This is a genomic window from Rhizobium sp. N324, assembly GCF_001664485.1.
GTDB lineage: Bacteria > Pseudomonadota > Alphaproteobacteria > Rhizobiales > Rhizobiaceae > Rhizobium.
In genome coordinates, this window is the sequence record NZ_CP013631.1 from 174,689 (window position 1) to 198,900 (window position 24,212).

20 protein-coding genes are annotated in these 24,212 nt (G+C 62.0%); 13 read left to right on the forward strand and 7 right to left on the reverse strand.

What is annotated here, in order from left to right; genetic code table 11:
* Window positions 1–50: 50 nt before the first annotated feature.
* Window positions 51–1,046: a glycine betaine ABC transporter substrate-binding protein gene (locus AMK05_RS23110; protein WP_064841770.1), complete on the reverse strand. Its 996-nt coding sequence runs from the start codon at window positions 1,044–1,046 to the stop codon at window positions 51–53.
* A gap of 162 nt (window positions 1,047–1,208) precedes the next feature.
* Here AMK05_RS23110 and AMK05_RS23115 point away from each other — a divergent pair, with 162 nt between their 5' ends.
* Entirely contained in the window at window positions 1,209–2,234 is a 1,026-nt protein-coding gene (locus AMK05_RS23115) for a GlxA family transcriptional regulator (RefSeq protein ID WP_064841644.1), read from the forward strand.
* Between the two features lie 11 nt (window positions 2,235–2,245).
* Here AMK05_RS23115 and AMK05_RS23120 read toward each other — a convergent pair whose 3' ends face one another.
* Together AMK05_RS23120 and AMK05_RS23125 are read right to left on the reverse strand one after the other, a co-directional pair.
* Window positions 2,246–2,830: a cysteine hydrolase family protein gene (locus AMK05_RS23120; protein WP_064841645.1), complete on the reverse strand. Its 585-nt coding sequence runs from the start codon at window positions 2,828–2,830 to the stop codon at window positions 2,246–2,248.
* Window positions 2,831–2,907: 77 nt separating this feature from the next.
* Window positions 2,908–5,295 (reverse strand): putative bifunctional diguanylate cyclase/phosphodiesterase, encoded by a 2,388-nt coding sequence (locus AMK05_RS23125; protein ID WP_171899844.1) that lies wholly within the window; start codon window positions 5,293–5,295, stop codon window positions 2,908–2,910.
* 104 nt (window positions 5,296–5,399) lie between these two features.
* Between AMK05_RS23125 and AMK05_RS23130 the strand changes: the two genes are divergently transcribed.
* Complete coding sequence (locus AMK05_RS23130; protein ID WP_064841771.1) at window positions 5,400–6,206, forward strand: transporter substrate-binding domain-containing protein; 807 nt, start codon at window positions 5,400–5,402, stop codon at window positions 6,204–6,206.
* Between the two features lie 101 nt (window positions 6,207–6,307).
* Here the strand turns inward: AMK05_RS23130 and fdhA are convergent, their stop codons facing one another.
* A complete protein-coding gene (gene fdhA / locus AMK05_RS23135) occupies window positions 6,308–7,498 on the reverse strand; it encodes a formaldehyde dehydrogenase, glutathione-independent (RefSeq protein ID WP_064841772.1) in 1,191 nt (396 codons plus the stop codon).
* Window positions 7,499–8,168: 670 nt separating this feature from the next.
* Here fdhA and AMK05_RS23145 point away from each other — a divergent pair.
* The gene (locus AMK05_RS23145) at window positions 8,169–8,603 is read left to right on the forward strand and encodes a hypothetical protein (protein WP_064841648.1); all 435 of its coding nucleotides are present in this window, start codon (window positions 8,169–8,171) and stop codon (window positions 8,601–8,603) included.
* A 65-nt stretch (window positions 8,604–8,668) separates the two neighbouring features.
* Here AMK05_RS23145 and AMK05_RS23150 read toward each other — a convergent pair whose 3' ends face one another.
* Window positions 8,669–9,574 carry a DMT family transporter gene (locus AMK05_RS23150; protein ID WP_064841649.1) on the reverse strand — a complete coding sequence of 302 codons (906 nt, stop codon included), beginning with the start codon at window positions 9,572–9,574 and terminating at the stop codon, window positions 8,669–8,671.
* Between the two features lie 112 nt (window positions 9,575–9,686).
* Between AMK05_RS23150 and AMK05_RS23155 the strand changes: the two genes are divergently transcribed.
* On the forward strand, window positions 9,687–10,562 hold the full coding sequence (locus AMK05_RS23155) for a LysR substrate-binding domain-containing protein (protein WP_064841773.1): 876 nt from the start codon (window positions 9,687–9,689) through the stop codon (window positions 10,560–10,562).
* On the opposite strand, the gene AMK05_RS23160 is transcribed toward AMK05_RS23155, so the two are convergent.
* Window positions 10,537–11,535 carry a GlxA family transcriptional regulator gene (locus AMK05_RS23160; RefSeq protein WP_064841650.1) on the reverse strand — a complete coding sequence of 333 codons (999 nt, stop codon included), beginning with the start codon at window positions 11,533–11,535 and terminating at the stop codon, window positions 10,537–10,539. The two genes, AMK05_RS23155 and AMK05_RS23160, sit on opposite strands and share 26 nt — an antisense overlap.
* A gap of 100 nt (window positions 11,536–11,635) precedes the next feature.
* Here AMK05_RS23160 and AMK05_RS23165 point away from each other — a divergent pair, with 100 nt between their 5' ends.
* The 9 genes from AMK05_RS23165 (at window position 11,636) to AMK05_RS23205 (ending at window position 23,308) form a co-directional block, all read left to right on the forward strand.
* Window positions 11,636–12,538 (forward strand): 3-keto-5-aminohexanoate cleavage protein, encoded by a 903-nt coding sequence (locus tag AMK05_RS23165; protein ID WP_064841651.1) that lies wholly within the window; start codon window positions 11,636–11,638, stop codon window positions 12,536–12,538.
* A gap of 7 nt (window positions 12,539–12,545) precedes the next feature.
* The gene (locus AMK05_RS23170; RefSeq protein WP_064841652.1) at window positions 12,546–14,036 is read left to right on the forward strand and encodes a carnitine 3-dehydrogenase; all 1,491 of its coding nucleotides are present in this window, start codon (window positions 12,546–12,548) and stop codon (window positions 14,034–14,036) included.
* Between the two features lie 10 nt (window positions 14,037–14,046).
* Window positions 14,047–15,207 (forward strand): acyl-CoA dehydrogenase family protein, encoded by a 1,161-nt coding sequence (locus AMK05_RS23175; RefSeq protein ID WP_064841653.1) that lies wholly within the window; start codon window positions 14,047–14,049, stop codon window positions 15,205–15,207.
* A 4-nt stretch (window positions 15,208–15,211) separates the two neighbouring features.
* Window positions 15,212–17,266, forward strand: coding sequence for an acetate--CoA ligase family protein (locus AMK05_RS23180; protein WP_064841654.1), 2,055 nt, complete (start codon window positions 15,212–15,214; stop codon window positions 17,264–17,266).
* Between the two features lie 7 nt (window positions 17,267–17,273).
* Window positions 17,274–18,056: a carnitinyl-CoA dehydratase gene (locus AMK05_RS23185; protein ID WP_064841655.1), complete on the forward strand. Its 783-nt coding sequence runs from the start codon at window positions 17,274–17,276 to the stop codon at window positions 18,054–18,056.
* A 117-nt stretch (window positions 18,057–18,173) separates the two neighbouring features.
* Window positions 18,174–19,763 carry an ABC transporter substrate-binding protein gene (locus AMK05_RS23190; protein ID WP_064841656.1) on the forward strand — a complete coding sequence of 530 codons (1,590 nt, stop codon included), beginning with the start codon at window positions 18,174–18,176 and terminating at the stop codon, window positions 19,761–19,763.
* A gap of 89 nt (window positions 19,764–19,852) precedes the next feature.
* Window positions 19,853–20,860 carry an ABC transporter permease gene (locus AMK05_RS23195; protein WP_064841657.1) on the forward strand — a complete coding sequence of 336 codons (1,008 nt, stop codon included), beginning with the start codon at window positions 19,853–19,855 and terminating at the stop codon, window positions 20,858–20,860.
* Window positions 20,857–21,684, forward strand: coding sequence for an ABC transporter permease (locus AMK05_RS23200; protein WP_064841658.1), 828 nt, complete (start codon window positions 20,857–20,859; stop codon window positions 21,682–21,684). Before AMK05_RS23195 ends, AMK05_RS23200 begins: the two co-directional genes overlap by 4 nt.
* Complete coding sequence (locus AMK05_RS23205; RefSeq protein WP_064841659.1) at window positions 21,677–23,308, forward strand: ABC transporter ATP-binding protein; 1,632 nt, start codon at window positions 21,677–21,679, stop codon at window positions 23,306–23,308. Before AMK05_RS23200 ends, AMK05_RS23205 begins: the two co-directional genes overlap by 8 nt.
* A gap of 59 nt (window positions 23,309–23,367) precedes the next feature.
* Here the strand turns inward: AMK05_RS23205 and AMK05_RS23210 are convergent, their stop codons facing one another.
* Window positions 23,368–24,153, reverse strand: coding sequence for a helix-turn-helix domain-containing protein (locus tag AMK05_RS23210; protein WP_064841660.1), 786 nt, complete (start codon window positions 24,151–24,153; stop codon window positions 23,368–23,370).
* Window positions 24,154–24,212 lie beyond the last annotated feature (59 nt).

The window sequence follows — 24,212 nt, forward strand, 5'->3', positions numbered from 1 at the left end:
TGCATGTCGCTATCCCGCAACCGCTACACGCTTCCGGGCGACATTGCAGTTCAGAGGGCGGCTGTGATTTTTTCCGCCACGTCGGCGCTCAGCCACGACTTCCAGATCTCGGGATGCTCCTCGAAAAAATGCATCGCGCCGTCATCGCCGCCAGCCTGGGCATCGGTCATCCACGACATGACCGAACTGACGGTCTGATTGTCCCATGAGCGCTTGCGGAGATAGTCTATCACGCCGGCATTTCCGCTTTCCGCCAGTTTCTCGGAGACAAGCGTCACGACATGGTCCTTCGGCCACTCGTTCTTCCTGGGGTCGCCACAATCGGCAGCGGTGTTGCAGCGCTTCCACTCCGCCGCGTCATGCGGGACACCGGCTTCGAGACGCACCATGGAATATTTCCCGAGAAGGGCGGTCGGCGACCAGTAATAGCCCATCCAGCCCTCCTTGTGCTCATAGGCCCGCGCCATGGCGCCGTCGAGGCCGGCCTGGGTTCCGGGATCGACGAGCTCGAAGCCCTTGGCTTCGCCGCCATAGGCCTTGAAAAGCTGGGCGCTGACGACCGAGCCGCCCGATCCTGTCGGGCCGTTGAAGACCGCTCCCTTCGATGTGTTCTCGGGTGCGGGGAAAAGCTCCGGATGGGCGAAGGCGTCATCAACCGTCTTGATCTCGGGATGAGCGTCGACGATGAATTTCGGTATATACCAACCCTGGATGCCACCGTCGGACAAAGCCGGTCCGATATTTACAATTCTGCGCTCGTCGACGCCGCGTTTGACGATTTCCGGGACGAGATCGACCCAGGCCTCGCCGGCAATATCGGGCTGCCCCTTTTCCACCATCGAGGTGATCGTCGGCACGGTATCGCCGGGCACGAACTCCACCTGGCAGCCGAAACCGTGCTCGAGGATGAACTTATCGACATGGGCGAGAAGTTCGCCGCTTTGCCAGTTCATGTTGGCAACGGTGACGGTGCCGCAAGAGGCGCTGGCGTCGGATGCGATGCCGGCGATCAACGCGACCGTCGAAATTGCGAGAAGATTTTTCATTGTGTTCCCCTTTTTGCGCTTTGGCATAGCTGCTTGGCGGGAGGGAAGGCCGGTTTTCCAAGCCTCAGGCGCCTCGCCTCCCAACGCAAATCGATGGTATTTGTCTTGGCTGCCGCAGTATTGTACGTTTAGGACAATTTCGATGGCCCGGAGGACCTTCGTTTGCAGCGCGACTACTCTCAATTGGGGCCAAGCAAGCCGGCGCCCGACATCACCTCTCCGCTCAGGGTGGGAGTCGTCGCCACGCCGAACTTCACGCTGATGCCGCTTGCCTGCTTCACGGATTTTCTCCGGCTCGCAGGCGACGAAGGCGATTTCAGCCGGCGGATCTACTGTGACTGGGAGCTGCTGTCGCATACTCTCGATCCGATACGCTCGAGCTGCGGCCTGGAGCTGACGCCGGGCAGAACGTATGGGGATCCACGCGACTATGACTTCATCGTCGTGCACGGAGGCATACTGCACGCCGACCACAGGATCCCGCCGGAACTTTACGACTTCGTCACCGGTGCTGCGCGCAAAAGTGTGCCGGTGGCCGGCAACTGCTCAGGAAGTTTCGTGCTCGCCGAGGCGGGCCTGCTTGCCGGGAAGAAATGCGCTGTCCATTTCACGCTGGCAGGGCTGCTGCGCCAGACCTTTCCGGATATCATCCCCGTCACCGACCGGCCTGTCGTGGTTGACGGAAATGTCATAACCTGTCCCGGCGGATTGGCTTCGATCAAGCTCGCAATGTATCTTGTGTCCAATGCCTGCGGGGAGTCCCGCGCATATAAGGCGTTTCACTATCTTCTCGGCGATCACGGTTTCGACCGGCAGGGTGCGATCGAAGAGCCCGATCTCGGCATGAAGTGCGGGGACCGCCGCGTGGCGAATGCGATCGGGCTGATGCGGCAGAAGATGTACGAGCTCTGTTCGCTTGCCGACATCGCGGCGAGTGTCGGCACATCGGAACGGGAGCTTTCCCGGCTTTTCCAGAAGCATCTGCAGGTCGCTCCCGGCGAATATTGGCGCCAGATGCGGTTGAAAGCGGCAAAATGGATGGTGCTCAACAGCGATCGGTCGATCGCCCAGATTGCCTATGAATGCGGCTTTACCGATTGCGCCCATCTGGTGAACTGGTTCCGGCGCACCTATCACGTCACGCCCGCAAAACTCCGACGGTCGCATCGCGAACTGGGAGTGCGCTGACGGGAACTGCTTCAGCCAACGCCCCGCAAAAACTCCTCAGCCTCCATCAGTTCGAGCTGCACGGAAAACCGATCGTGCAGAAGTTCCAGCGACGCGTCGTAGGTGTCGTCGGCGCTGCTGCAGACGGCGTCCTTCAGCACGATCACACGATAGCCGAGATCGATGGCGCCGAGTGTCGTGGCAAGCACGCAGACATCGGTTTCACCGCCTGTTATCACAAGCGTATCGACATGCTCCGACTGAAGGATCGGATGGAGGCGGCCGTCGATCCAGGGAGAATAGGTGCGTTTGTCGAAGTGCCTTGCCGGCGGAACCAGTGACGCCAGCGATGAGGCCAGATCGACGAGGTCGCGCGGAAGATGCTCGCCGGTCATCATCCACCATTTCCGGTAATAATCCCGCCATTTCCCCGGCATCTCGTCGGCATGATCGGGCGGCAGGAAGCGGGTAAAGATCGTTCGGGAGGGGTGCCGCCCGGCGAGTTCCTCGATCTGCGGTGAGACCCGTGCCATCCAGGGAACATGCCAAGGCGTGTCTTCGGCAAACATCCGCTGCATGTCGACGCAAAGGTGCCGCCACTCGCCGATCTCGCCCATCACATCCTCCCTTCTCCGGGCGTCAACCATCGCCTGCGGCGAAAGTTCCCGTGGCTGGGAGATGATCGGAAGCCTTTTCAGGCGACGGCGTCTGGAGCGATCGTCAGCATTCCGGCGGCGGTCTCAGGTTCGCGGAAACAGTCGAGTTCGCGAAGCGGAACCGGTTTGGAGAAGAAATAGCCCTGGAGGTCGGTGCAGCCGAGGGCGGCCAGAAAGTCGCGTTGATATTCGGTTTCAACCCCTTCCGCCGTTGTCGAGATACCGAGGTTGCGGCTGAGCGCGACGATGGCGCCGATGATCGCTGCCCCGTTGGCCTTTGTGCCGAGCAGCGAGACGAAGGATCGATCGATCTTGATGCGGTCGATGTCGAAGCGCATCAGGTGGCTGAGGCATGAAAAGCCGGTTCCGAAATCATCGAGTGAGATCTGGATCCCTCGGCTGCGCAGCGACTTCAGCACCGAATAGATGTCGGAGTTGTCCTCGATCAGCGAGGATTCGGTGAGTTCGAGCTCAAGCCGGGACGGCGGCAGCCCGCTCTCCTGAAGCACGGTGAAGACTTCCTCGGCGAAATTCGGCCGCCGCAACTGGGCCGGGGACACGTTGACGGCAACAAAGGTGTTCTCAGGCCATTCGCAGGCGGCTCGGCAGGCTTCGCGCAACACCCAGAAACCGAGAGCGTCGATGAGGCCGCCCTCCTCGGCCACGGGGATGAAGCTCGCCGGCGTCAACAGGCCGCGCTGGCTGTGACGCCAGCGCACCAGGGCCTCTGCGCCCGAGGCCGAATATCCGCCCTCGGCGCGGTGCACTGTCTGGTAATAGACTTCGAGCGATCCGAAGTCCGGCCGGTTTGCAACGGCATCCGAGCGGGGACGAGCGGATGAGGCCGTGCCTTTGGCGAGAACTTCGCGCAATTCGTTCTTGAGAATGTCGCGCGCGTTTCTGCCGCCGTCCATGGACGGCGAATAGACGCGCCATTGACCTCTGCCGCCCATCTTTGCCTCGTAGAGTGCGACGTCGGCATAGCGCATGATGTCGTCGGCATTCCGGCCGGCATCCGGCACGACGGTCACGCCGATCGAGCCGCCGACGCGGGCGACCGCTTCGCCCCGCAAAAGCGGGAAGGGCTTGCCAAGTTCGGCAACGATGGCTTCGCAGATTACCGGCAAAACCTGATCATGATCTTTGATGTCACGGAGAAGCAGGGCAAATTCGTCCCCTCCGAGCCGGGCAAGCGTGTCGCCTGGACGCAGTATCGAGCGGATCCGCTCCGCAGCCAGCCTGATGAGCTCATCGCCGGCCGCATGGCCGAACGTGTCGTTCACGGCTTTGAAGCGGTCGAGGTCGAGAAGCGCAACAGCCGAGCGTTCGCTCGAATTCCGGGTCTCGGCGAGGCACTCGTCGAACCGCATTGCAAACAAGGCGCGGTTGGGAAGGTCGGTCAGCACGTCATGCAAGGCAAGCTGGCGTGCATGCAGCTCGCTTTTCTTCAACTCGCCGAGACTGCTTCGCAGGCGCACGAGCAGAACCGAGAACAGGACCGCGATCACCAGGGCGGCAATCGAAAGCGCCGGCATCAAGCGGCCGATGACCCTCGACCCCGGAAGATCGGGCCGCCAGACGATGAAGCCGATCGGTTCGCCGTTTGCCGTCGCGTCGATCTGAAACGCAACCTCGTTCTCGTCGGCATCGGCGGTGCGCGCGAAGCGCGCGCCGTTGAGCCCCTGTTGCCGGCTCAATTCATCGAGCGCCGCTCCATCGATAAACCGGACGACGATCAGGAATTGCCGCATCGGCTGCTGCCGTCCCTGATCGGCGTCGTTGATGGCGACGACGCCGACGATCGTCGGGCGGCCTTCCAGCCGCATCAGATTGGCCAAGGCGCGGTTGGAACCGGCCGCGCTTGCAAAGCGGCTTTCCATCGAGGCCGGCATTCGTTCGGACGCCGTCCCTTGTCTCACCCCAAGGCGGGCATCCTGAAGGAGAGGCAAAAACAGAGGCTTCATCCAGCGATAACGCTTTTCCGTCTGGGCGTCGGCCAGCATGAGCAGCTGGGCCTTCTCGTCGACGACGAAAGCCTGGTCGTAGCCGAAGGCGGACATTGCGGTCTGGCTGATTGCACTGCCGGCTGCCGCTGTCAGGACGGCATCGAGACTGGAGGCGCCTCCGGTCGAACGGGCGGCGGGATAAACGCGCGTGAGATAGCCGTTGCCGAACTGGCCGATAACATGCGCGACCTGATCGACCTGCTCCCGCAGCCGGGCATTGACGAGCTGGCGCTGGCGATCGAGGGCGGCAGCATCGCTTTCGGTTCCTGCCCACAGCGCCGATAAAACGACGAGACCAATCGCTCCCAGCCCGCTGATGGCGATCAGAAAGAGAATTCTTCCCGAGGCGATCCAGGATTGCTGAAACGTATTGGAGCTGGAAGGAACAACGATGTGCAAGCCTAAACCCCTGAACACCACGACACGGGCGCATGCGTCGACGCTAGCAAAGAAGCGTTCACGTAGAATTAAAAGCTACGGCGCATAATCGGCGAGATCGAATACGCCCCAAGGAGCTACCGATGATGCTGCGCATATCCCTTCAGACTATGGTGCGCGGAGCGCTGATGGCGGGCGGGCTGGGTATCTTCTTGGCCGCGGCCTCGCCATTCCCGGCGGCCGCGCAAGATCCGATGCCGATGCGAATTGCCGTCGAAGGCGCATTTCCGCCCTTCAACTATCTCGATGCCAACAACAAGCTTCAGGGCTTCGACATCGATATCGCCAACGCGCTTTGCGAGGTCGGCAAGTTCGACTGCCAGTTCATCATGGAGAAATGGGACGATATCATCCCCAATCTGGTTGCCGATAAATACGACGCGATCATCTCATCCATGTCGATGAGCCTCGAGCGGCGTCAGAAGGTTGCCTTTACGGAGAAATACTACAACAGCCCGTCGGTGTTCATTGCACGGAAAGATTCGCCGATCAGCGATGTCAGCCCCGCCGCCCTCAGCGGCAAAATCCTCGGGGTGACGTCGTCGACGGCGCAGGAATCCTACGCCAACCATCTCTATCCCGACATGAAAAAGAAGGTCTTCCGGTCTTCGCCTGAATTGTACAAGGGGCTGTCGGACGGCAGCGTCGATATCATCCTGGAGGACAAACTCGCCATTTACGACTGGATCGCCAATACGAAGGCGGGAACCTGCTGCGAGTTCAAAGGACCGGATCTGGTCGACGTCACATATTTCGGCGAAGGTGCCGGCATCGCGCTGCGCCTGGATGACAAGGAACGTCTTACACGCTTGAACGAAGCGTTGAAGAGCATCAAGGCGGACGGGACCTATGACATGATCAACGCAAAATACTTCCCGTTCAGCATCCAGTAGTTTTGCCGACAGATTCTTCTGACTGAGAGCATCAAAATATTACAGCGCCGCGCGTCTGAAAAGATGCGCGGCGCTGCAAGTTTGGTCTTCAGTCCCTGGCGTTAGGCGGCTTTCGCGACCTCTCCATGCGGATCGAGGACATATTTCGTCGCGGCGCCGTGGTCGAAGCTCTCATAGCCGGCGGCGGCATCGTCGAGCGGGATAACCTTGGCATTGACGATATCGGCAATCGGCAGCCGGTCGTGCAGGATCGCCTGCATGAGCTGCCGATTGTACTTGAGCACCGGTGTCTGGCCGGTGTGGAAAGACTGCGCCTTGGCCCAGCCGAGGCCGAAGCGGAGCGACAGATTGCCCTGTTTGGCAGCATTGTCGACGGCGCCCGGATCCTCGGTGACGTAGAGGCCGGGAATACCGATCGAGCCTGCGGCGCGGGTGATCTCCATCATCTGATTGAGGACGATCGCCGGCTGTTCGCCGCCCGAATGGCCACGTGCTTCGAAGCCGACCGCGTCGATGGCGCTGTCCACCTCGTTGCTGCCGACGACCTGGGCGATCATATCGCCAAGACGGTCGCTCTTGGAAAGATCGATCGGTTCGAAGCCGACCTTCGCCGCATGCGCCAGGCGGTCCTTGTTGAAATCACCGATCATGACGACCGCGGCGCCGAGGATGCGCGCCGAAGCCGCAGCCGCAAGGCCGACAGGGCCGGCGCCCGCGACATAGACGGTCGAGCCGACCCCGACGCCTGCGCGCACCGCGCCATGGAAGCCGGTGGGCAGAATGTCGGAGAGCATGGTGAGATCGCGGATCTTCGCCATCGCCTTGTCCCGATCCGGGATTTTGAGCAGGTTGAAATCGGCGTAGGGTATGGTGACGTAGCGTGCCTGTCCACCGATCCAGCCGCCCATGTCGACATAGCCGTAAGCGCCGCCGGCACGGGCCGGGTTCACGGTGAGGCAGACGCCGGTATCCTGGGACTTGCAGCAGCGGCAACGGCCGCAGGCGACATTGAACGGCACCGAGACGATATCGCCGATGTCGAGCATCTCGACGTCGACGCCTTTCTCGATGACCTCGCCGGTGATTTCATGACCGAGGACCAGGCCCGGCATCGCCGTCGTGCGGCCGCGGACCATATGCTGGTCGGAGCCGCAGATATTGGTCGAGATCACCTTCAGGATAACGCCGTGCTCGATGCGGCGGCCGTCGGGCGCTTCCAGCTTCGGGTCGTCGATGTCGCGAACTTCGACCTTGCCCGGCCTCAAATAAACGACGCCTCTATTCTTGCTCATGGATTCCTCCCATTCGTTGAATGCCTCGATCTGCAACCGATGCAATCGATGACAACTTTTCCTCCGGTCTGCCTCCTCTGCAGCCCGGTATTCACAACGCCGCATCGGGCGATATTCGAACTTCGCAAACAGGCGGGGGCAGATTGATGGAGGGGAGGAGCGAGACGATAGGTCCGGCCTGTCGTTCCACTCGTCATCGCCGCCGCAATCCGCCGATTTGCTGCGCAAAGAGCTGGTTTCCGGGCTCCAGAACCTCCTTTCGATTCATCTTGGAATCTTCGGTCGGCCTTCCAACGGTTCCGTCGCCAGTGACGAGCGCCTTGAACATCACAAGAAAACCATGCCCGGCGGAAAACAGCGCCCGAGAAAACGACATGGGCGCAACTCAAAGACGACAGTCGGAAAGCTGCGGATAGCATGCTGCCGACAGGCATGAGTTGATCCCCGGAATCGGGCGGTTTTCCGGATCGGTTCAGAAGGTTTGATTGCAGGCCTCCGATCAAATCCTTTGAGCAATGTAGGGTTCCTGCGCCGGTTGTCACCCATTGATCCGCATCTGGTCGATCAGCGGCAGATGCCGTTTCCAATCGTGATTGGACATCGGCTGCGACCTGAGCCACGCTGTTTTTGGGAGCGGACCATCTATTTTTCTTAGAGATAGGAGGCCGAAATGGAACAGTATGCACTGGAGCAGTTGAAAACGATTGCGAAGGTCAGCACGACCTGCAAGCGCCTTGAATTAACGCGGCGCGAACGGATTGAACGGTGGGCCGAAAGTCTCGAACGCAGCCCCAGACCGTTTCTTAGGACGCTTCACGAAACGGAATATCAGCCGATCGAAGATCGGATTGCCATGCGGGATGACGACACCCCGATCTCTGTCGCATTCGCTGATCCTATTCTGCGGGCGGCAGGAATGGAAAATGATAGCTATGGAGAGGCCAGGCGGTTCTTCGAGCTCAGCGACGGGGAATTGCACGAGCTTGTCTGCTTCTGTCATTTTGGTGAACGTGTCAGCGCGGCAACGATCGCTCGCCGGGTGCGAAAGATGGCAGATCCCAAACCAAGCGGGTTTTTCGCTCAGCTCCGTGCGTTCTTCGGCTAATCGAGGCCCAGGCCACATGAAACAAGGCCACATGAAACGGCCGCCGCAGCAATCGGGCGGCGTGCTTAGCCGTCGTAAGTCCGCCGGCCCCGGTTGAAGTCGACCGCCGTGTGGCAGAACACCGCGCCGAGGATGATCGCGCCGCCGAAATAGGTGGCGACGGGCGGCTGCTCAGAAAACAGCAGCCAGACCCAGAAGGGCGTCAGCACGATTTCCATCGTGCCGATCAGCGCCGCTTCAGCCGGCGGCATCCGTTTTGCCCCGGCGAGAAACAGCACCAGCGCCAGCGAGAAATTGGTGGCGCCGAAGGCGGCAAGGACGATCCAGTTGTGCAGGTCGAGCGAGCCGACCGAGCCGAATGGCGCGAAGATGACCAGGGTCAGGAAAGCGCTGACGACGGTCGGCGGCAGGCTCGGCACACCGGGGCTGATGCGCGGAATGATGATGACGAGCGCGAAGGACGTCGTCATGCCTAGCGCCAGCAGATCGCCCCAGCCCGTGCCGCCGCCGATCGACGAGGCGACGATGACGCCGACGCCGAAGAGGGAAACGGCGCCGGCGATCAGCGTCCGCCTGGCAACCCTCTCCTTGAGGATGAGCCAGCCGAACAAGGCTGCGATGAAGGGCGTCGTCGCATAAATCATCGTCACATTGGCGACGGTGGTCATGTAGAGCGCCCCGATGAAACATCCCTGACTGAAAGTCTGGCATGCGATCATCGCAAGACCGGAGGGATGGAGGACGGAACGCCATTGCCGCCGCGAGATGCCCCCTTCGAGGAAAAGGCAGGGGATCAGCAGGAACAGGCCTCCGAACAACGACCGCCAGGCGATCGCCGTCCATACGTCGGTCGTGAGCAGCCGCGAGTAAACGCCGCTCGCACTCCAGGCGAGCGTCGCGGCAACGATGAGAAGCACACCCTTCTCGTGCTCGCTGCCTGCGAGGCGCGTGGTCGGATTTTCAATGGTCACGCAGATGGTCTCAAAGAAGGAAGTCGAACGCCGCCCAGTTCTGCGCCCGCGATTGACATAAGACAAACGAATAGTAGAGATGGCTCCTATCGATTTTTTCTATGGCCATTGCATGCATGAACCAATCGAAAGCAACCTGCTGAGGACCTTCCTGGTCGTCGCCGAGACGTCGAATTTCTCCGCGGCTGCCCAGCGCATCGGGCGGACGCAGTCGGCGGTCAGCACCCAGATCAAGAGGCTCGAGGCGGCGATCGGCGAGATCCTTTTCGAGCGCGGCGCCCGCGGTGTGCTGCTCACCCGCCAGGGCATTCAGCTCGTGCCTTATGCCCGCAGGGTGATTGATCTCCTCAACGAGGCCGCCGCGACGATCCGCAGCAAGCCCCTCGACGGGCCGGTGCGGATCGGAATTCCCGAGGAATACAGCCAGACGGTGCTGCCGGCGGCGCTCGCGGCCTTTGCGGTGCGCCATCCGGCGGTGGAGGTCACGGTGTCCTGCGACTACACGGTCCGCAACCTTGCCGCCCTGGAACGGGACGAACTCGATCTCGCCGTCGTTTTCGACTGGAGCGATCAGAACAAGGGCGAGGTCCTCTGCATTGATCCCACCGTCTGGGTCACATCGATGGTCCACCGGCTGCACGACATCGATCCCCTGCCGGTTGCGACCTATCGCAACTCCACCTGGTCACGCGATTTTGCGCTGCGCTCGCTGGAGCAGATCGGCCGCAGCTACCGGATCGCCTTCATCGCCGATACCGGTTCTGGCCTGAAGAACGCCGTGACCGCAGGCCTTGCCGTCACCACGCTTTCCCGCAGCAGTATCCCGCCCGGCTGCCGGGAGCTGACCGCCGAAGACGGTTTTCCGCCGGTCGATTCCTCAAAGGTCGTGCTCCGCCGGAGCACTTTCCGTTCCAGCGAAGCCGTCCGGGAACTCGCCGAAAGGGTGCGCGAAGCATTCCAGCCTATGGCGGCGCCGGCGATGGTGTGATGCGGCGGCGCAAGCGACGCCTCGTCTCGGACGGGCTCTCGGAAAAACTCGCGCGGTAGCTTCTGGCAAAGGCCGAGGCCGAATTGAAGCCGGTCGCCGCCGCGATGTCGGCGAAGGAGGCCGTCGTCTCGATCACCTTGCGGCGCGCCGCATTCAGTCGCAGCGCCAGGTAATGCACATGCGGCGGCGCGCCGATGCTCTGCTGGAAGAGATCCTGCAGATGCCGGGCGCTGACGCCCACCCTGCGGGCGAGCCGTGCGAGAACTAGCGGCTGCTCGATATGCTCTTCCATCAGATGCACCGCCTGCGTCACCCGCGGGTCATGCATGCGCAGTCCCGCCGAGGCTGCGGAAAGCGGTTCGTTCACATGGAAGGAGGGTTGCTCGTAGCGGAACAGCCGGCTGACTTCGAGCGCCAGCGAATAACCCTGCCGCTGCCGGATCACCTCCAGCATCAGGTCGACGGTCGGCAGCGAACCTGATGTCGTCAGCCGCTTGCCGTCGATGACGAAACGGTCTTTGACGGCCCTGACCTCGGGATAGGCCAGTGCAAAATCCTCGTAATCCTCCCAGTGGACCGTCGCCCGCAGCCCGTCGAGCAGGCTTGCTTCCGCGAGCAGCCATGTGCCGGACTCGATGCCGGCAATGATCGTGCGGTGGCGGGCCGCCTGCGAGAGCTGCATCTTCAGTGCCGGCGTCGCGCTGCGGTGCCAGTTGTAACTGGCTAGCACAAAGAGCGGTCTGTCTTCAATCGTCGCCTGGAAGGTGCCTTCGACCGGGATGGCGATATGGCTGGTGGTCGGTACCGGCGCGCCGTCCGGCGTCAGCAGCCGCCAGCGATAAAGCTCGCTCCCGGCGATGCGGTTGGCGCCGCGCAGCGGCTCGATGACCGATGCGATCAGGATGAGGTTCGTATCCGGCAGGACGAGAAGATCGATATCGAGCCGTTCCGTCGATCGCTGCAGCAAAGTCATGTCCCCTCTGTTCCGATAATGTATCGATAGCTTCCGAAAATGCAAAGCATGTCCGCTGATCCTGTCGCGTAATGGCTGACAAGACGGGGAGAACAAAAACATGCCTCTAGCGATGAACCGCGATGTCTTCATCACCTGCGCCGTTACCGGTGCCGGCGATACGGTTTCCAAATCCAGCCACGTTCCCATCACTCCCAAGCAGATCGCGGCTTCCGCGATCGACGCCGCCAAGGCTGGGGCGGCTGTTGTTCACTGCCATGTCCGCGATCTGGAAACGGGGGCTGCCAGCCGCCGCAACGATCTTTACAGGGAGGTCACCGAGCGCATCCGCTCGGCCGATATCGACGTCGTCCTCAATCTCACCGCCGGCATGGGCGGGGACCTGATTTTCGGGAATGTCGAAAGTCCCCTGCCCCTTAACCCGAAGGGCACCGATATGGTGGGCGCGACCGAGCGCGTCAGCCATGTCGCCGAATGCCTGCCGGAGATCTGCACGCTCGACTGCGGCACGATGAACTTCAATCTCGGCGACTATGTTATGACCAACACGCCGGCCATGCTGCGGGCCATGGCGAAGAAGATGACGGATCTCGGCGTCCGCCCTGAGATCGAGGCCTTCGACACCGGCCATCTCTGGTTCGCCAAGCAGCTCGCCGAGGAAGGGCTGATCGAAGACCCGGTGCTGATCCAGCTCTGCATGGGCATTCCCTGGGGCGCGCCCGACGATCTCAACACGTTCATGGCGATGGTCAACAACGTGCCTCAGAGCTGGACCTTCTCAGCGTTCTCGATCGGCCGCAACGCCATGGCCTATCCGGCGGCGGCGGTTCTGGCCGGCGGCAACGTGCGCGTCGGCCTGGAGGACAACCTCTTCGTCGGCAAGGGCCAGCTCGCCACCAATGCGCAGCTCGTCGAAAAGGCCGTGCAGGTGGTGGAAGGCATGGGGGCGCGGATCATCGGGCCGGAAGATGTGCGCAAGAAGCTGAAGCTGACGAAGCGCTGAGGATATCATGACCAAGATCAGCAAGGCGGCCTGTATCGGCGGCGGCGTCATCGGCGGCGGATGGATCGCCCGATTCCTGCTGGCCGGCATCGACGTCGACGTGTTCGACCCGCATCCGGAAGCCGGCCGCATCGTCGGCGAAGTGATCGCCAATGCCGAAAAAGCCTATGCCATGCTGACCGGCGCGCCCCTGCCACCGCGCGGCAGGCTGACCTTCTGCGAGACGCTGGCGAAAGCCGTTGCCGATGCCGACTGGATTCAGGAGAGTGTGCCGGAAAGGCTCGATCTCAAGCGCGGCGTCCTCACCCAAATCGATGCCGCCGCGCGTCCGGACGCGCTGATCGGCTCCTCCACTTCTGGGCTGTTGCCGACCGATCTGCAGCGCGACATGAAGCATCCCGAACGGCTCTTCGTCGCCCACCCCTATAACCCGGTCTATCTGCTGCCGCTCGTCGAGATCGTCGGCGGTGAGAAGACCTCGGCGGCGACCATCCGGGCGGCGATGGAAAGATTGCCGCCGATCGGCATGAAAGGCGTCCACATCGCCAAGGAGATCGAGGCTTTCGTCGGCGACCGGCTGCTCGAAGCGCTCTGGCGCGAGGCCCTCTGGCTCATCCACGACGATATCTGCACCGTCGAGACGCTCGACGACGTCATCCGTTATTCCTTCGGCCTGCGCTGGGCGCAGATGGGTCTGTTCCAGACTTATCGCATTGCTGGCGGCGAGGCGGGCATGCGCCACTTCCTCGCCCAGTTCGGCCCCTGCCTTGCTTGGCCCTGGACCAAGCTGACCGATGTTGTCGATCTCGACGATGCGCTGATCGAAAAGATCGGCCGGCAATCCGATGAACAGGCGGCCGGGCTGTCGATCCGCGAGCTCGAACGCATCCGCGACGAAAATCTCGTCGGTATCCTGCAGGCGCTGAAAGGCGGTGACGGCGGCAAGGGCTGGGGCGCCGGCAAACTGCTGAAGGACTTTGAGCGAACGCTCTGGACAGAAGGCGCAGGCGAGACCATGCCCGCCGATCCTTCGAAGCCGCTGCGGCTTGTCGAAACCAAGGTCAGCCCGGCCTGGGTCGACTATAACGGCCATATGACCGAACACCGCTATCTGCAGGTGTTTGGCGATACGTCGGATGCGCTGCTGCGCCTCGTCGGCGTCGACCTTGCCTATGTCGAGGCGGGGCACAGCTACTATACGGTGGAAAGCCATATCCGCCATCTCGGCGAGGCGAAGCTCGGGCAGGCGATCCATTCGGCCTGCCAGATCCTGGCCGCCGACGAGAAACGGCTGCATGTCTTCCACACGCTGCACGAGACGGCGACGGGCGAGCTTATCGCAACCGCCGAGCAGATGTTGCTGCATGTCGACAGCAAGGCGGGCAAGGCAGTGGCGGCGCCCGCCGTGGTGCTCGACAGAGTGAAGGCGATTGCCGCGTCCCATGCGGAACTGGGGCTGCCCGAGGGTGCCGGCCGTCATGTCGGCCAGAGGCGGTAGGAGGATCGGCATGGATTTCGGTCTCAGCGAAGAACAGGAAATGATCGTCGAAACGGTTCGCGCTTTCGTCGAGACCGAGATCTATCCACATGAGAACGAGGTCGAGCGCACCGGCATCGTCCCGTCGGAACTCGGCCGCGACATCCAGCGCAAATGCATCGATCTCGGCTTCTATGCCTGCAATTTCCCGGAAGACGTCGGCGGCGCCGGCCTCGATCATGTCACCTTCACGCTGGTCGAGCGCGAGCTCGGGCGCGGTTCGCTCGGCCTGACGGTCTTCTTCGGTCGGCCTTCCGGCATCCTGATGGCCTGCGAGGGCGAGCAGCGCGAGCGTTATCTCCTGCCGGCGGTGCGCGGCGACAAGATCGATGCGCTTGCCATCACCGAGCCGGATGCCGGTTCCGATATGCGCGGCATGAAATGCGCCGCCCGCCGCGTCGGCGGCGACTTCGTCCTCAACGGCACGAAACATTTCATTTCGCATGCCGATGTCGCCGATTTCGTCATCGTCTTTGCCGCCACCGGCGAGGAGGAAACGCCGAGGGGCATCAAGAAGAAGATCACCGCCTTCCTCGTCGATCGCGGTACGCCTGGATTCGAGATCCTGAAAGGCTATGATTCGGTTTCGCATCGCGGCTACCATAATTGCACCCTCAGTTTTACCGATTGCCGGATCCCTGAAGCCCAGGTGTTGGGCGAGGTGCATCGCGGCTTCGATATCGCCAATCAATGGCTCTACGGCACCCGGCTGACGGTTGCCGCCACCTGCGTCGGCCGGGCACGCCGCGTCTTCGACATGACTTTGCCCTATGCCGCCGAACGTAAGCAGTTCGGCAGGCCGATCGGCGCCAATCAGGGTGTCTCCTTCAAGCTCGCCGATATGATCACCGAGATCGACGCAGCCGACTGGCTGACGCTTTCCGCCGCCTGGCGACTCGATGCCGGCCTTGCCGCCGACCGGCAGATCGCTTCGGCCAAACTCTATGCCTCCGAAATGCTGGCGCGGGTGACGGATGAGGCGATCCAGATCTTCGGCGGCATGGGTCTGATGGACGACCTGCCGCTTGCCCGCTTCTGGCGCGATGCCCGCGTCGAGCGCATCTGGGACGGCACGTCCGAAATCCAGCGGCATATCATCAGCCGCGACCTGCTTCGGCCTTTGGGAGCATGAGCCCATGACATCCACCCCGCTCGACCGCCTGCTCAGACCGCAATCGATCGCCGTCTTCGGCGGCCGCGAGGCGCGCAGGGTGATCGAGCAGTGCGACCGCATGGGTTTTTCAGGTGAGATCTGGCCCGTCCATCCCAAACTCGACGAGGTGCTGGGACGGCGTTGCTATCGCTCCGTATCCGATCTTCCCCAGGCGCCGGACGCCGCCTTCGTCGGTGTCAACAGGACGCTCACCGTCGAGATCGTGCGCAGCCTTGCCGCGGCCGGTGCCGGCGGCGCGGTCTGTTATGCATCGGGCTTCAGCGAGGCGACGGCGGAACTGGCCGATGGCACCGACCTGCAGCAGGCCTTGCTTTCGGCAGCCGGCGGCATGCCGATCCTCGGCCCGAATTGCTACGGGCTGATCAACGGTCTCGATGGCGCGCTGCTCTGGCCCGACCAGCACGGTATGAAGCGCATCGAATACGGCGTGGCGATCCTCACGCAGTCTTCCAACATCGCCATCAACCTGACCATGCAGACCCGTGGGCTGCCGATCGCCTATGTGGTCACGGCAGGCAACCAGGCGCAGACATCGCTTGCCGACGTCGCCTGCGCATTGATCGAGGATCCGCGCGTCACGGCGATCGGCCTTCATGTTGAAGGTTTCGGCGATGTCTCCGGCCTCGAACGCCTTGCCGCCATTGCCCGCCAGTCCAAGAAGCCTGTGGTCGTGCTGAAGGTCGGCAGATCCGAGCAGGCAAAACAGGCGGCGGTGTCGCACACCGCTTCGCTCGCCGGCAGCGATGCGGTGGCCGATGCCGTGCTTGCCCGCCTCGGCATCGGCCGTGTCCAAAGCCTGCCGGCATTGCTGGAAACCCTGAAGCTGCTGCATGTCGCCGGCCCTCTCCCAGGCCGGTCGATCTCGTCGATGAGCTGCTCGGGCGGCGAAGCTTCGCTGATCGCGGATGCGGCCGTCGGCCGCAATATCGAATTCCCCTCGCTGCAGCCGCAACAATTGCCGCGCCTTCGGCGGGTGCTGGGCGAGATGGTGACGCTGTCCAATCCGCTCGACTACCACACTTTCGTCTGGGGTGATTTCGCCCGCCAAACCGAAGCCTTCAGCGCCATGTTCAAAGGCGGCTATGCCCTCAATCTGGTCGTCCTCGACTTTCCCCGCAGCGACCGCTGTGATGCGTCCGAATGGGCAATGACGGCAGATGCGGTCATCACTGCCGTCTCTGCCACCGGTGCGCTGGCCGGCCTTCTCGCGACGCTTCCGGAGAATATGCCCGAACCTGTCGCAGATCGGCTGATGGCCAATGGCATCGTCGCCTTCTCGGGCATCGACGAAGCCATGGTTGCAGCTGAGGTCGCCGCCGGCATCGGCAGGGCCTGGGATCGCCCGCCGCCATTCCCGCTGCTCGATGTGCGCCCTATGGACGGTGAGATCGAAACGCTGACGGAAGCTGATGCAAAGATCGAACTTTCTGCCTGCGGCCTTCGCGTTCCCCGAGGGCTGCAGGCCTTTTCTCCCCGCGAGGCTGCCGAACAGGGCGAACAGCTCGGCTTCCCCGTCGTTCTGAAGGGGCTCGGCATAGCGCACAAGACCGAGGCAGGGGCTGTGGTACTCGATCTCAGGAATTCGCAGGCGGTATCGGATGCAGCAGCGGCCATGGACTGCGATGCCGGTTATCTCGTCGAGAAGATGGTCGAGCCTCCGGTCGCGGAACTCATCGTCGGCGCCACCCGCGATCCCGTCTTCGGATTGTCGCTGACACTGGGAGCGGGCGGAATTTTCGTCGAATTGCTCGAGGATTCCGTCATCTTGCCGCTGCCGGCGACGAGAGCCGAGATCCACGCCGCGATTTCGCGTCTCAAGATTGCGAAATTGATTCATGGCTATCGCGGCCGGCCGAGGGGCGATCTCGAAGCTGCCGTCGATGCTGTCGCAGCTACGGCAGAATATGTCGTAAAGAATGCGGTGCGCCTGGAAGAACTGGACCTTAATCCGTTGATGGTTCTTCCCGAAGGGCGCGGTGTGGCCGCAGTCGATGCTCTCATACGGCGAAGGAGGTAACGCAGGTTTGAGCGATCATATTCGCACACGACGTGACGGCGGCGTGCTGGAAGTCGTCATCGACCGGCCGAAGGCAAATGCCATCGACCTTGCGACCAGCCGTGCCATGGGACTGATCTTTCGGGATTTTCGCGACGATCCCGAGTTGCGCGTCGCCATCGTGACGGGCGCCGGCGAGAAATTCTTTTGCGCCGGATGGGATCTCAAGGCGGCTGCATCAGGCGATGCGGTCGACGGCGATTACGGTGTCGGCGGCTTCGGCGGGCTGCAGGAGCTGCGTGACCTCAACAAGCCGGTCATTTGTGCGGTCAACGGCATCTGTTGCGGCGGCGGACTGGAGATCGCGCTTTCGGCCGACCTGATCCTCGCCGCCGAGCATGCGACGTTCGCCCTGCCGGAAATCCGCTCGGGCACGGTGGCCGATGCGGCGTCGATCAAGCTGCCGAAACGCATCCCCTATCACATCGCCATGGACATGCTTTTGACGGGACGCTGGCTCGACGTGCACGAGGCGCATCGCTGGGGCTTCGTCAACGAGATCCTGCCGGCCAACCGCCTGATGGAGAGAGTCTGGGAGCTTGCCCGGCTGCTCGCAAGCGGGCCGCCGCTCGTCTATGCGGCCATCAAGGAAATCGTGCGCGAAGCGGAGGGTTCGACGTTCCAGACTGCCATGAACAAGATCACCAAACGGCAGTTTGCAACCGTCGACCGCCTCTATTCGAGCGAAGACCAATTGGAAGGCGCTCGCGCCTTCGCGGAAAAGCGCAACCCCATTTGGAAAGGACAATAAGCAGGCGGCAGCAACCGCAATGTTTCCCGCATGATGCGGGCACCGGAGGTGGAGAGGAAACCGCCTGCGATCCTGCCCGGAAGTTCTGTCAACGCACCATAAAGAAGGAACTGGGGAATGAACGACTATACGAAATATCTTGCAAGCCGCGTCACTGCGGGCGGGCTCAGCCGCCGCGAATTCATGGGACGCGCCATGGCGGCGGGCATCACACTTGCCGTCGCCGACAAGCTCTTCACCGAAAGCGCCGAAGCCGCCGAACCGAAGCGTGGCGGCCATCTGAAGCTTGGCCTCGAAGGCGGTGCTGCCACGGATTCCAAGGACCCGGCGAAATTCCTGTCGCAGTTCATGTTCTGCGTCGGCCGTTGCTGGGGCGACATGCTGGTTGAGTCAGACCCGCTGACCGGTGCCGCCGTGCCGGCGCTCGCCGAATCCTGGGAGCCGTCGAAAGACGCGGTGACCTGGACCTTCAAGATCCGCAAGGGCGTCAAGTTCCACGACGGCAAGGAGCTGACGATCGACGACGTCGTCGCGACGCTGAAGCGCCACACCGATAAAAAATCGGAATCCGGGGCGCTCGGTGTGCTCGGCTCGATCAAGGAGATCAAGGCCGACGGCGGCAATCTCGTGCTGACGCTCAGCGAAGGCAATGCCGACATGCCGCTGCTGCTCTCCGACTACCATCTGGTCATCCAGCCGAACGGCGGCGTCGACGATCCTCTCGCCTCGATTGGCACCGGCCCCTATAAGCTGACGAGCTTCGAAGCGGGCGTGCGGGCCACTTTCGAGAAGAACAAGGATGACTGGCGCAGCGACCGGGGTTATGTCGATTCGATCGAGGTCATCGGCATGAACGATGCGACCGCCCGCATCGCGGCGCTCTCGTCCGGCCAGGTGCATTACATCAACCGTGTCGATCCGAAGACCGTCAACCTGCTGAAGCGCGCGCCCAACGTCGAGATCCTCTCGACCGCCGGCCGCGGCCATTACGTCTTCATCATGCACTGCGATAAGGCGCCGTTCGACAACAACGACCTGCGCCTGGCGCTGAAATACGCCATGGATCGCGAAACCATGGTGCAGAAGATCCTCGGCGGTTACGGCAAGGTCGGCAACGACTTTCCGATCAACAGCACCTATGCGCTGTTCCCCGAAGGCATCGAGCAGCGCGTCTACGATCCTGACAAGGCCGCCTTCCATTACAAGAAATCGGGCCATAGCGGCTCGGTCCTTTTGCGCACCTCGGAAGTCGCTTTCCCCGGCGGCGTCGACGCGGCCGTGCTCTACCAGGAAAGCTGCAAGAAGGCCGGGATCGAGATCGAGGTCAAGCGCGAGCCGGGCGACGGCTACTGGACCAATGTCTGGAACGTCCAGCCCTTCTCGACCTCTTACTGGGGCGGCCGTCCGACGCAGGACCAGATGTATTCCACCGCCTATCTCTCGACGGCGGACTGGAACGACACCAAGTTCAAGCGGCCCGATTTCGACAAGCTGCTGCTAGCTGCCCGCTCCGAGCTTGATGAAGCCAAGCGCAAGGACATGTACCGCGCCATGGCGATGATGGTGCGCGACGAGGGCGGCGTGATCCTGCCGATGTTCAATGACTTCGTAAACGCCTCCACCAAGCAGGTGAAGGGTTATGTCCACGACATCGGCAACGATATGTCGAACGGCTATGTCGCAACCCGCGTCTGGCTGGACGCCTGAGGGGCGCAACGCCCTTCGATCTCCGACGAAGCCGGGACCGCGGGATGAAACCTGCGGTCCCTCCTGACGTTTTACGAGAGGCCTTCGCCATGACCAATCCTGCCCCGAGCAATATCTTGCCGGGCTTGAGGTTGCGGCAGCGTTTTCCGCTGCTTGCCCTCATCCTCGAGCGCTTCGTGCTCAGCATCATCCTGCTTTTCGCTGTTTCCATCCTGATTTTCGGCGGCCTGGAAGCGCTGCCCGGCGATTTCGCCACCACCTATCTCGGCCAGTCGGCCACACCGCAGGCCGTTGCCAATATCCGTCAGGATCTCGGGCTGAACCGGCCGGTGACGACGCGTTACGTCGAGTGGCTCGGCAATGCAGTTCAAGGTGACTTCGGCACCTCCTGGGCGAGCAAGAATTCGGTGAGCGAGCAGATCGGCAAGCGCCTCGGCAATTCGCTTTTTCTGGCGGGTTTTGCGGCGGTGATTTCAGTGCCGCTCGCCGTCGGCCTCGGCATGCTCTCGGTGCATTTCCGCAACCGCCTGCCGGATAAGATCATCAATGTGATTTCGCTTGCGGCGATCTCGCTGCCGGAATTCTTCATCGGCTATCTGCTGATCCTCGTCTTCGCAGTGAAGCTCGGCATGGCGACCTTTCCGGCGACCGTCTACGACAGCATGGGTTTCGTCGAGCGGTTGAAGGCGATCGCACTGCCGACCGCGACCCTGGTGCTCGTCGTGCTGGCGCACATGATGCGCATGACGAGGGCGGCGATCCTGTCGGTCATGTCGTCGGCCTATATGGAGACCGCCGAGCTGAAGGGCCTCGGCGCCTTCCGATCAATCGTCAAGCACGCTGCTCCCAATGCGCTGGCCCCGATCATCAACGTCGTCGCATTGAACCTTGCCTATCTCGTTGTCGGCGTCGTCGTCGTCGAAGTCGTCTTCGTCTATCCCGGCATGGGGCAATATATGGTCGACGCGGTCACCGTGCGCGACATGCCTGTGGTGCAGGCCTGCGGCCTGATCTTCGCAGCCGTCTACATCTTCCTCAACATGATCGCAGATATCCTCGCGATCGTCGCCAATCCAAGGCTGAGGCATCCGCGATGAGAGCAAGAGACATTCCCATCACCGCCTGGATCGGCATAACAGGCATTGCCCTGGCCTTCATCTTCGCGCTCTTCGCACCCTGGATCGCTCCCTATGGGGAGACGCAGGTCCTGGGCGACGTCTGGCAGCTGCCGGACGATCACTATATCTTCGGCCTCGACAATCTCGGCCGCGACATCCTCTCGCGCCTGATCTATGGCGCGCGCACGACGCTGCTCGTCGCCTCCGCCGCCACCATCATCTCCTTCTCGCTCGGCATCATCCTGAGCTTCACCGCGGCCGTCTCGCGCGGCCTCGTCGACACGATCTTTTCCCGCTTCAACGATCTGATGATGTCGATCCCGACGTTGATCTTCGCACTGGTGGTGCTTGCAGTCCTGCCGCAGAATATGATCGTCCTGATTCTTGTCATGGCGATCCTCGATTCTACCCGTGTCTATCGTCTCGGCCGCGCCGTCGCGCTCGACGTCGCGGTGATGGAATTCGTCGAGGCGGCCAAGCTGCGCGGCGAAGGCAAGCTCTGGATCATCTTCCGCGAAATCCTGCCGAACACGCTGTCGCCGCTGCTGGCCGAGTTCGGCCTGCGCTTCGCCTTCTCGATCCTGTTCCTCTCGACACTTTCCTTCCTCGGTCTGGGCATCCAGCCGCCGGCGGCCGACTGGGGCGGCATGGTCAAGGACAACAAGGACGGCATCATCTTCGGCATATCGGCCGCGCTGGTGCCGGGCACGGCGATCGCCGTGCTCGCCGTCTGCGTCAATCTCGTCGTCGACTGGCTGCTGAAACGTACATCCAGCCTCAAGGGAGGGCGCGGCGATGCCTGAGCTTCTTTCCGTTCGCAATCTCAAGATCGAGGCGACCAGCTATCCGCCGGGCGAGCCGCCCAAGCGGGTGACGATCGTCGACGGCGTTTCCTTCGACCTCAAGAAGGGCAAGGTCCTCGGCCTGATCGGAGAATCGGGCGCCGGCAAGTCGACGATCGGCCTCTCGGCGCTTGCCTACGGCCGCGGCGGCGCCGAAATCACCGGCGGCGAGGTGCGGCTCGACGGCGCCGATATCCTGGCGTTGGGGAAGAACGGCATCCGGAAAATCCGCGGTGCCCGGGTCTGCTATGTCGCGCAATCGGCGGCGGCCGCGTTCAATCCGGCGCACCGACTTGGCGACCAGGTGATCGAAGCCTCGCTCAAGCATGGCTTGATGACCAGGGAGGAGGCGCGCAAACGGGCGCTTTATCTGTTCCGCGTCCTCGGCCTGCCCAACCCCGAAACCTTCGGCGAGCGCTTTGCCCATCAGGTTTCCGGCGGCCAGCTGCAGCGTGCGATGACGGCGATGGCGCTCTGCTCCAACCCCGAGCTCATCGTTTTCGACGAGCCGACCACAGCCCTTGACGTCACCACGCAGATCGACGTGCTGGCGGCGATCAAACATGCGATCGAAGAAACCCACACGGCTGCCCTGTACATCACCCACGATCTTGCTGTCGTCGCGCAGATTTCCGACGACATCATGGTTCTGCGACATGGCAAGCAGGTGGAGTATGGCAGCGTTCAACAGATCATCGAGGCGCCGCGACAGGACTATACCCGTGCTCTCGTCAATGTCAGGCAGGCCTATCGCGAGGAAGCCGCCGATCAGTCCGCTGCACTTCTCAAAGTGGAGAATGTCAGCGCCGAATATTCCAACGGCTTTAAGGTATTGCACGATGTCTCGCTGCATGTGCCGAAGGGGCAGACGCTTGCCGTCGTCGGCGAATCCGGCTCCGGAAAATCGAGCCTGGCACGCGCCATTACCGGCCTCTTGCCGCCGAGGAGCGGACGCATCGTCTTCGACGGCAAGCCACTGGTGCCCGATCTGAAGAACCGGCCGAACGACGACCTCAGGCGTATCCAGCTGATCTATCAAATGGCCGACACGGCGATGAACCCGAGGCAGACGGTGCGCGACATCATCGGCCGGCCGTTGACCTTCTATTACGGCCTCAGAGGTGCCGAGAAGACGGCCAGAGTGAAGGAATTGCTCGATCAGATCGAGATGGGCAACGGCTTCATCGACCGCTACCCGGCCGAACTCTCCGGCGGCCAGAAGCAGCGGGTGGCGATCGCGAGGGCCCTTGCCGCCAAGCCGGAACTCATCCTCTGCGACGAGCCGACTTCGGCGCTCGATCCGCTGGTGGCCGAGGGCATCCTCAAGCTGCTGCTGCGTCTGCAACAGGAGGAACAGCTGTCCTATATCTTCATCACGCACGACATCGCGATCGTCCGGGCGATTGCCGACAGCGTGGCGGTGATGCATCGCGGCAAGCTGGTGCGCTTCGGGCCGAAATCGACGGCACTGTCGCCACCCTTCGATGATTACACCGATCTGCTGTTGAAATCGGTGCCGGAAATGGAAATTGGCTGGCTAGAACGGGTACTGACGACGCGGAAGATGGCAAGCGCCGGGAATTGAAGGCGCGAAATCGTTCGGCACTCATCCGGATATGATGGCTTCGTTGGAAATTGGTGTCTTCAATACTCTGCCGGCACCGCATACACTTCCGCGGATGGATCTGCGAGGAACGAGCGCACCGTCGGTGGCAGCTGGCGTGAAGACAGCGGCAATGGTCCGCAACGCGACAGAAGCTCGCGCAGGTTGGGCTCGGCGCCGACATGCCGCCAGATCATCCGCGACGCATACGGGAGATTTTCCCGTCGCCACGAGATTCCCATTGTCGTCCCGCGCAGATAGACGCGCTGGTACTCATCGAATGGCAGGAGGATCGTCTGTGAAAGTACCGGATTTGGGCCGACGACTCGCTCCGTAATGAAGATCCGGTTTCGATAGAAGGCCGCAAGGCCGACATATTTCGAAAATTGCTGGATGCCGTTTCCAGCGTCCCGCAGACGCTCCATTGATTTGACATGCACAAGCCCACCCTTCTCCACAAAGCGGCTGCACGAACAGACAACCATTCCCGGCCAGGACGGGGAGCGATGATAGGTCTGGAAATAGCCAATATGGCGCCGGAGCGCGGTCAGATCGCCTGGGAACGCCCTTAATAGTTCGGAACTTTGATTGAGGTCTAGAGTCGGTTTGCGAAGCCGCTCGCGAAATAGCCTGGGAGCGAGACCGAAGTCGGCCGCGTCGAGATCGAAATACTTGGCTATGCGCGCGAGATTATGGGCAGACGGCCTCGTCTGGCCGTTGATATATCGATTGAATTGCTGTCGGTTGATGTCGATCGCGCGGCAAAGATGCGAAATGGAACGCTGCGTGGCACAGGCGATCTTGAGGTTCTCGACTAGGTGGGGCATCGGCGGTTCCGTCTTGAGGATAGCAGCGTAAACTCGCTCAAAGATGCGTCAAGTCGCGA

Coding starts and splice junctions, on each gene's coding strand:
- AMK05_RS23130 (WP_064841771.1), top strand. CDS start 5,400: ATGCTGCGCATATCCCTTCAGACTATGGTGCGCGGAGCGCTGATGGCG.
- AMK05_RS23160 (WP_064841650.1), bottom strand. CDS start 11,535: ATGACTTTGCTGCAGCGATCGACGGAACGGCTCGATATCGATCTTCTC.
- AMK05_RS23200 (WP_064841658.1), top strand. CDS start 20,857: ATGAGAGCAAGAGACATTCCCATCACCGCCTGGATCGGCATAACAGGC.
- AMK05_RS23190 (WP_064841656.1), top strand. CDS start 18,174: ATGAACGACTATACGAAATATCTTGCAAGCCGCGTCACTGCGGGCGGG.
- AMK05_RS23120 (WP_064841645.1), bottom strand. CDS start 2,830: ATGGGCGAGATCGGCGAGTGGCGGCACCTTTGCGTCGACATGCAGCGG.
- fdhA (WP_064841772.1), bottom strand. CDS start 7,498: ATGAGCAAGAATAGAGGCGTCGTTTATTTGAGGCCGGGCAAGGTCGAA.
- AMK05_RS23155 (WP_064841773.1), top strand. CDS start 9,687: ATGCATGAACCAATCGAAAGCAACCTGCTGAGGACCTTCCTGGTCGTC.
- AMK05_RS23170 (WP_064841652.1), top strand. CDS start 12,546: ATGACCAAGATCAGCAAGGCGGCCTGTATCGGCGGCGGCGTCATCGGC.
- AMK05_RS23175 (WP_064841653.1), top strand. CDS start 14,047: ATGGATTTCGGTCTCAGCGAAGAACAGGAAATGATCGTCGAAACGGTT.
- AMK05_RS23165 (WP_064841651.1), top strand. CDS start 11,636: ATGCCTCTAGCGATGAACCGCGATGTCTTCATCACCTGCGCCGTTACC.
- AMK05_RS23210 (WP_064841660.1), bottom strand. CDS start 24,153: ATGCCCCACCTAGTCGAGAACCTCAAGATCGCCTGTGCCACGCAGCGT.
- AMK05_RS23195 (WP_064841657.1), top strand. CDS start 19,853: ATGACCAATCCTGCCCCGAGCAATATCTTGCCGGGCTTGAGGTTGCGG.
- AMK05_RS23110 (WP_064841770.1), bottom strand. CDS start 1,046: ATGAAAAATCTTCTCGCAATTTCGACGGTCGCGTTGATCGCCGGCATC.
- AMK05_RS23180 (WP_064841654.1), top strand. CDS start 15,212: ATGACATCCACCCCGCTCGACCGCCTGCTCAGACCGCAATCGATCGCC.
- AMK05_RS23205 (WP_064841659.1), top strand. CDS start 21,677: ATGCCTGAGCTTCTTTCCGTTCGCAATCTCAAGATCGAGGCGACCAGC.
- AMK05_RS23145 (WP_064841648.1), top strand. CDS start 8,169: ATGGAACAGTATGCACTGGAGCAGTTGAAAACGATTGCGAAGGTCAGC.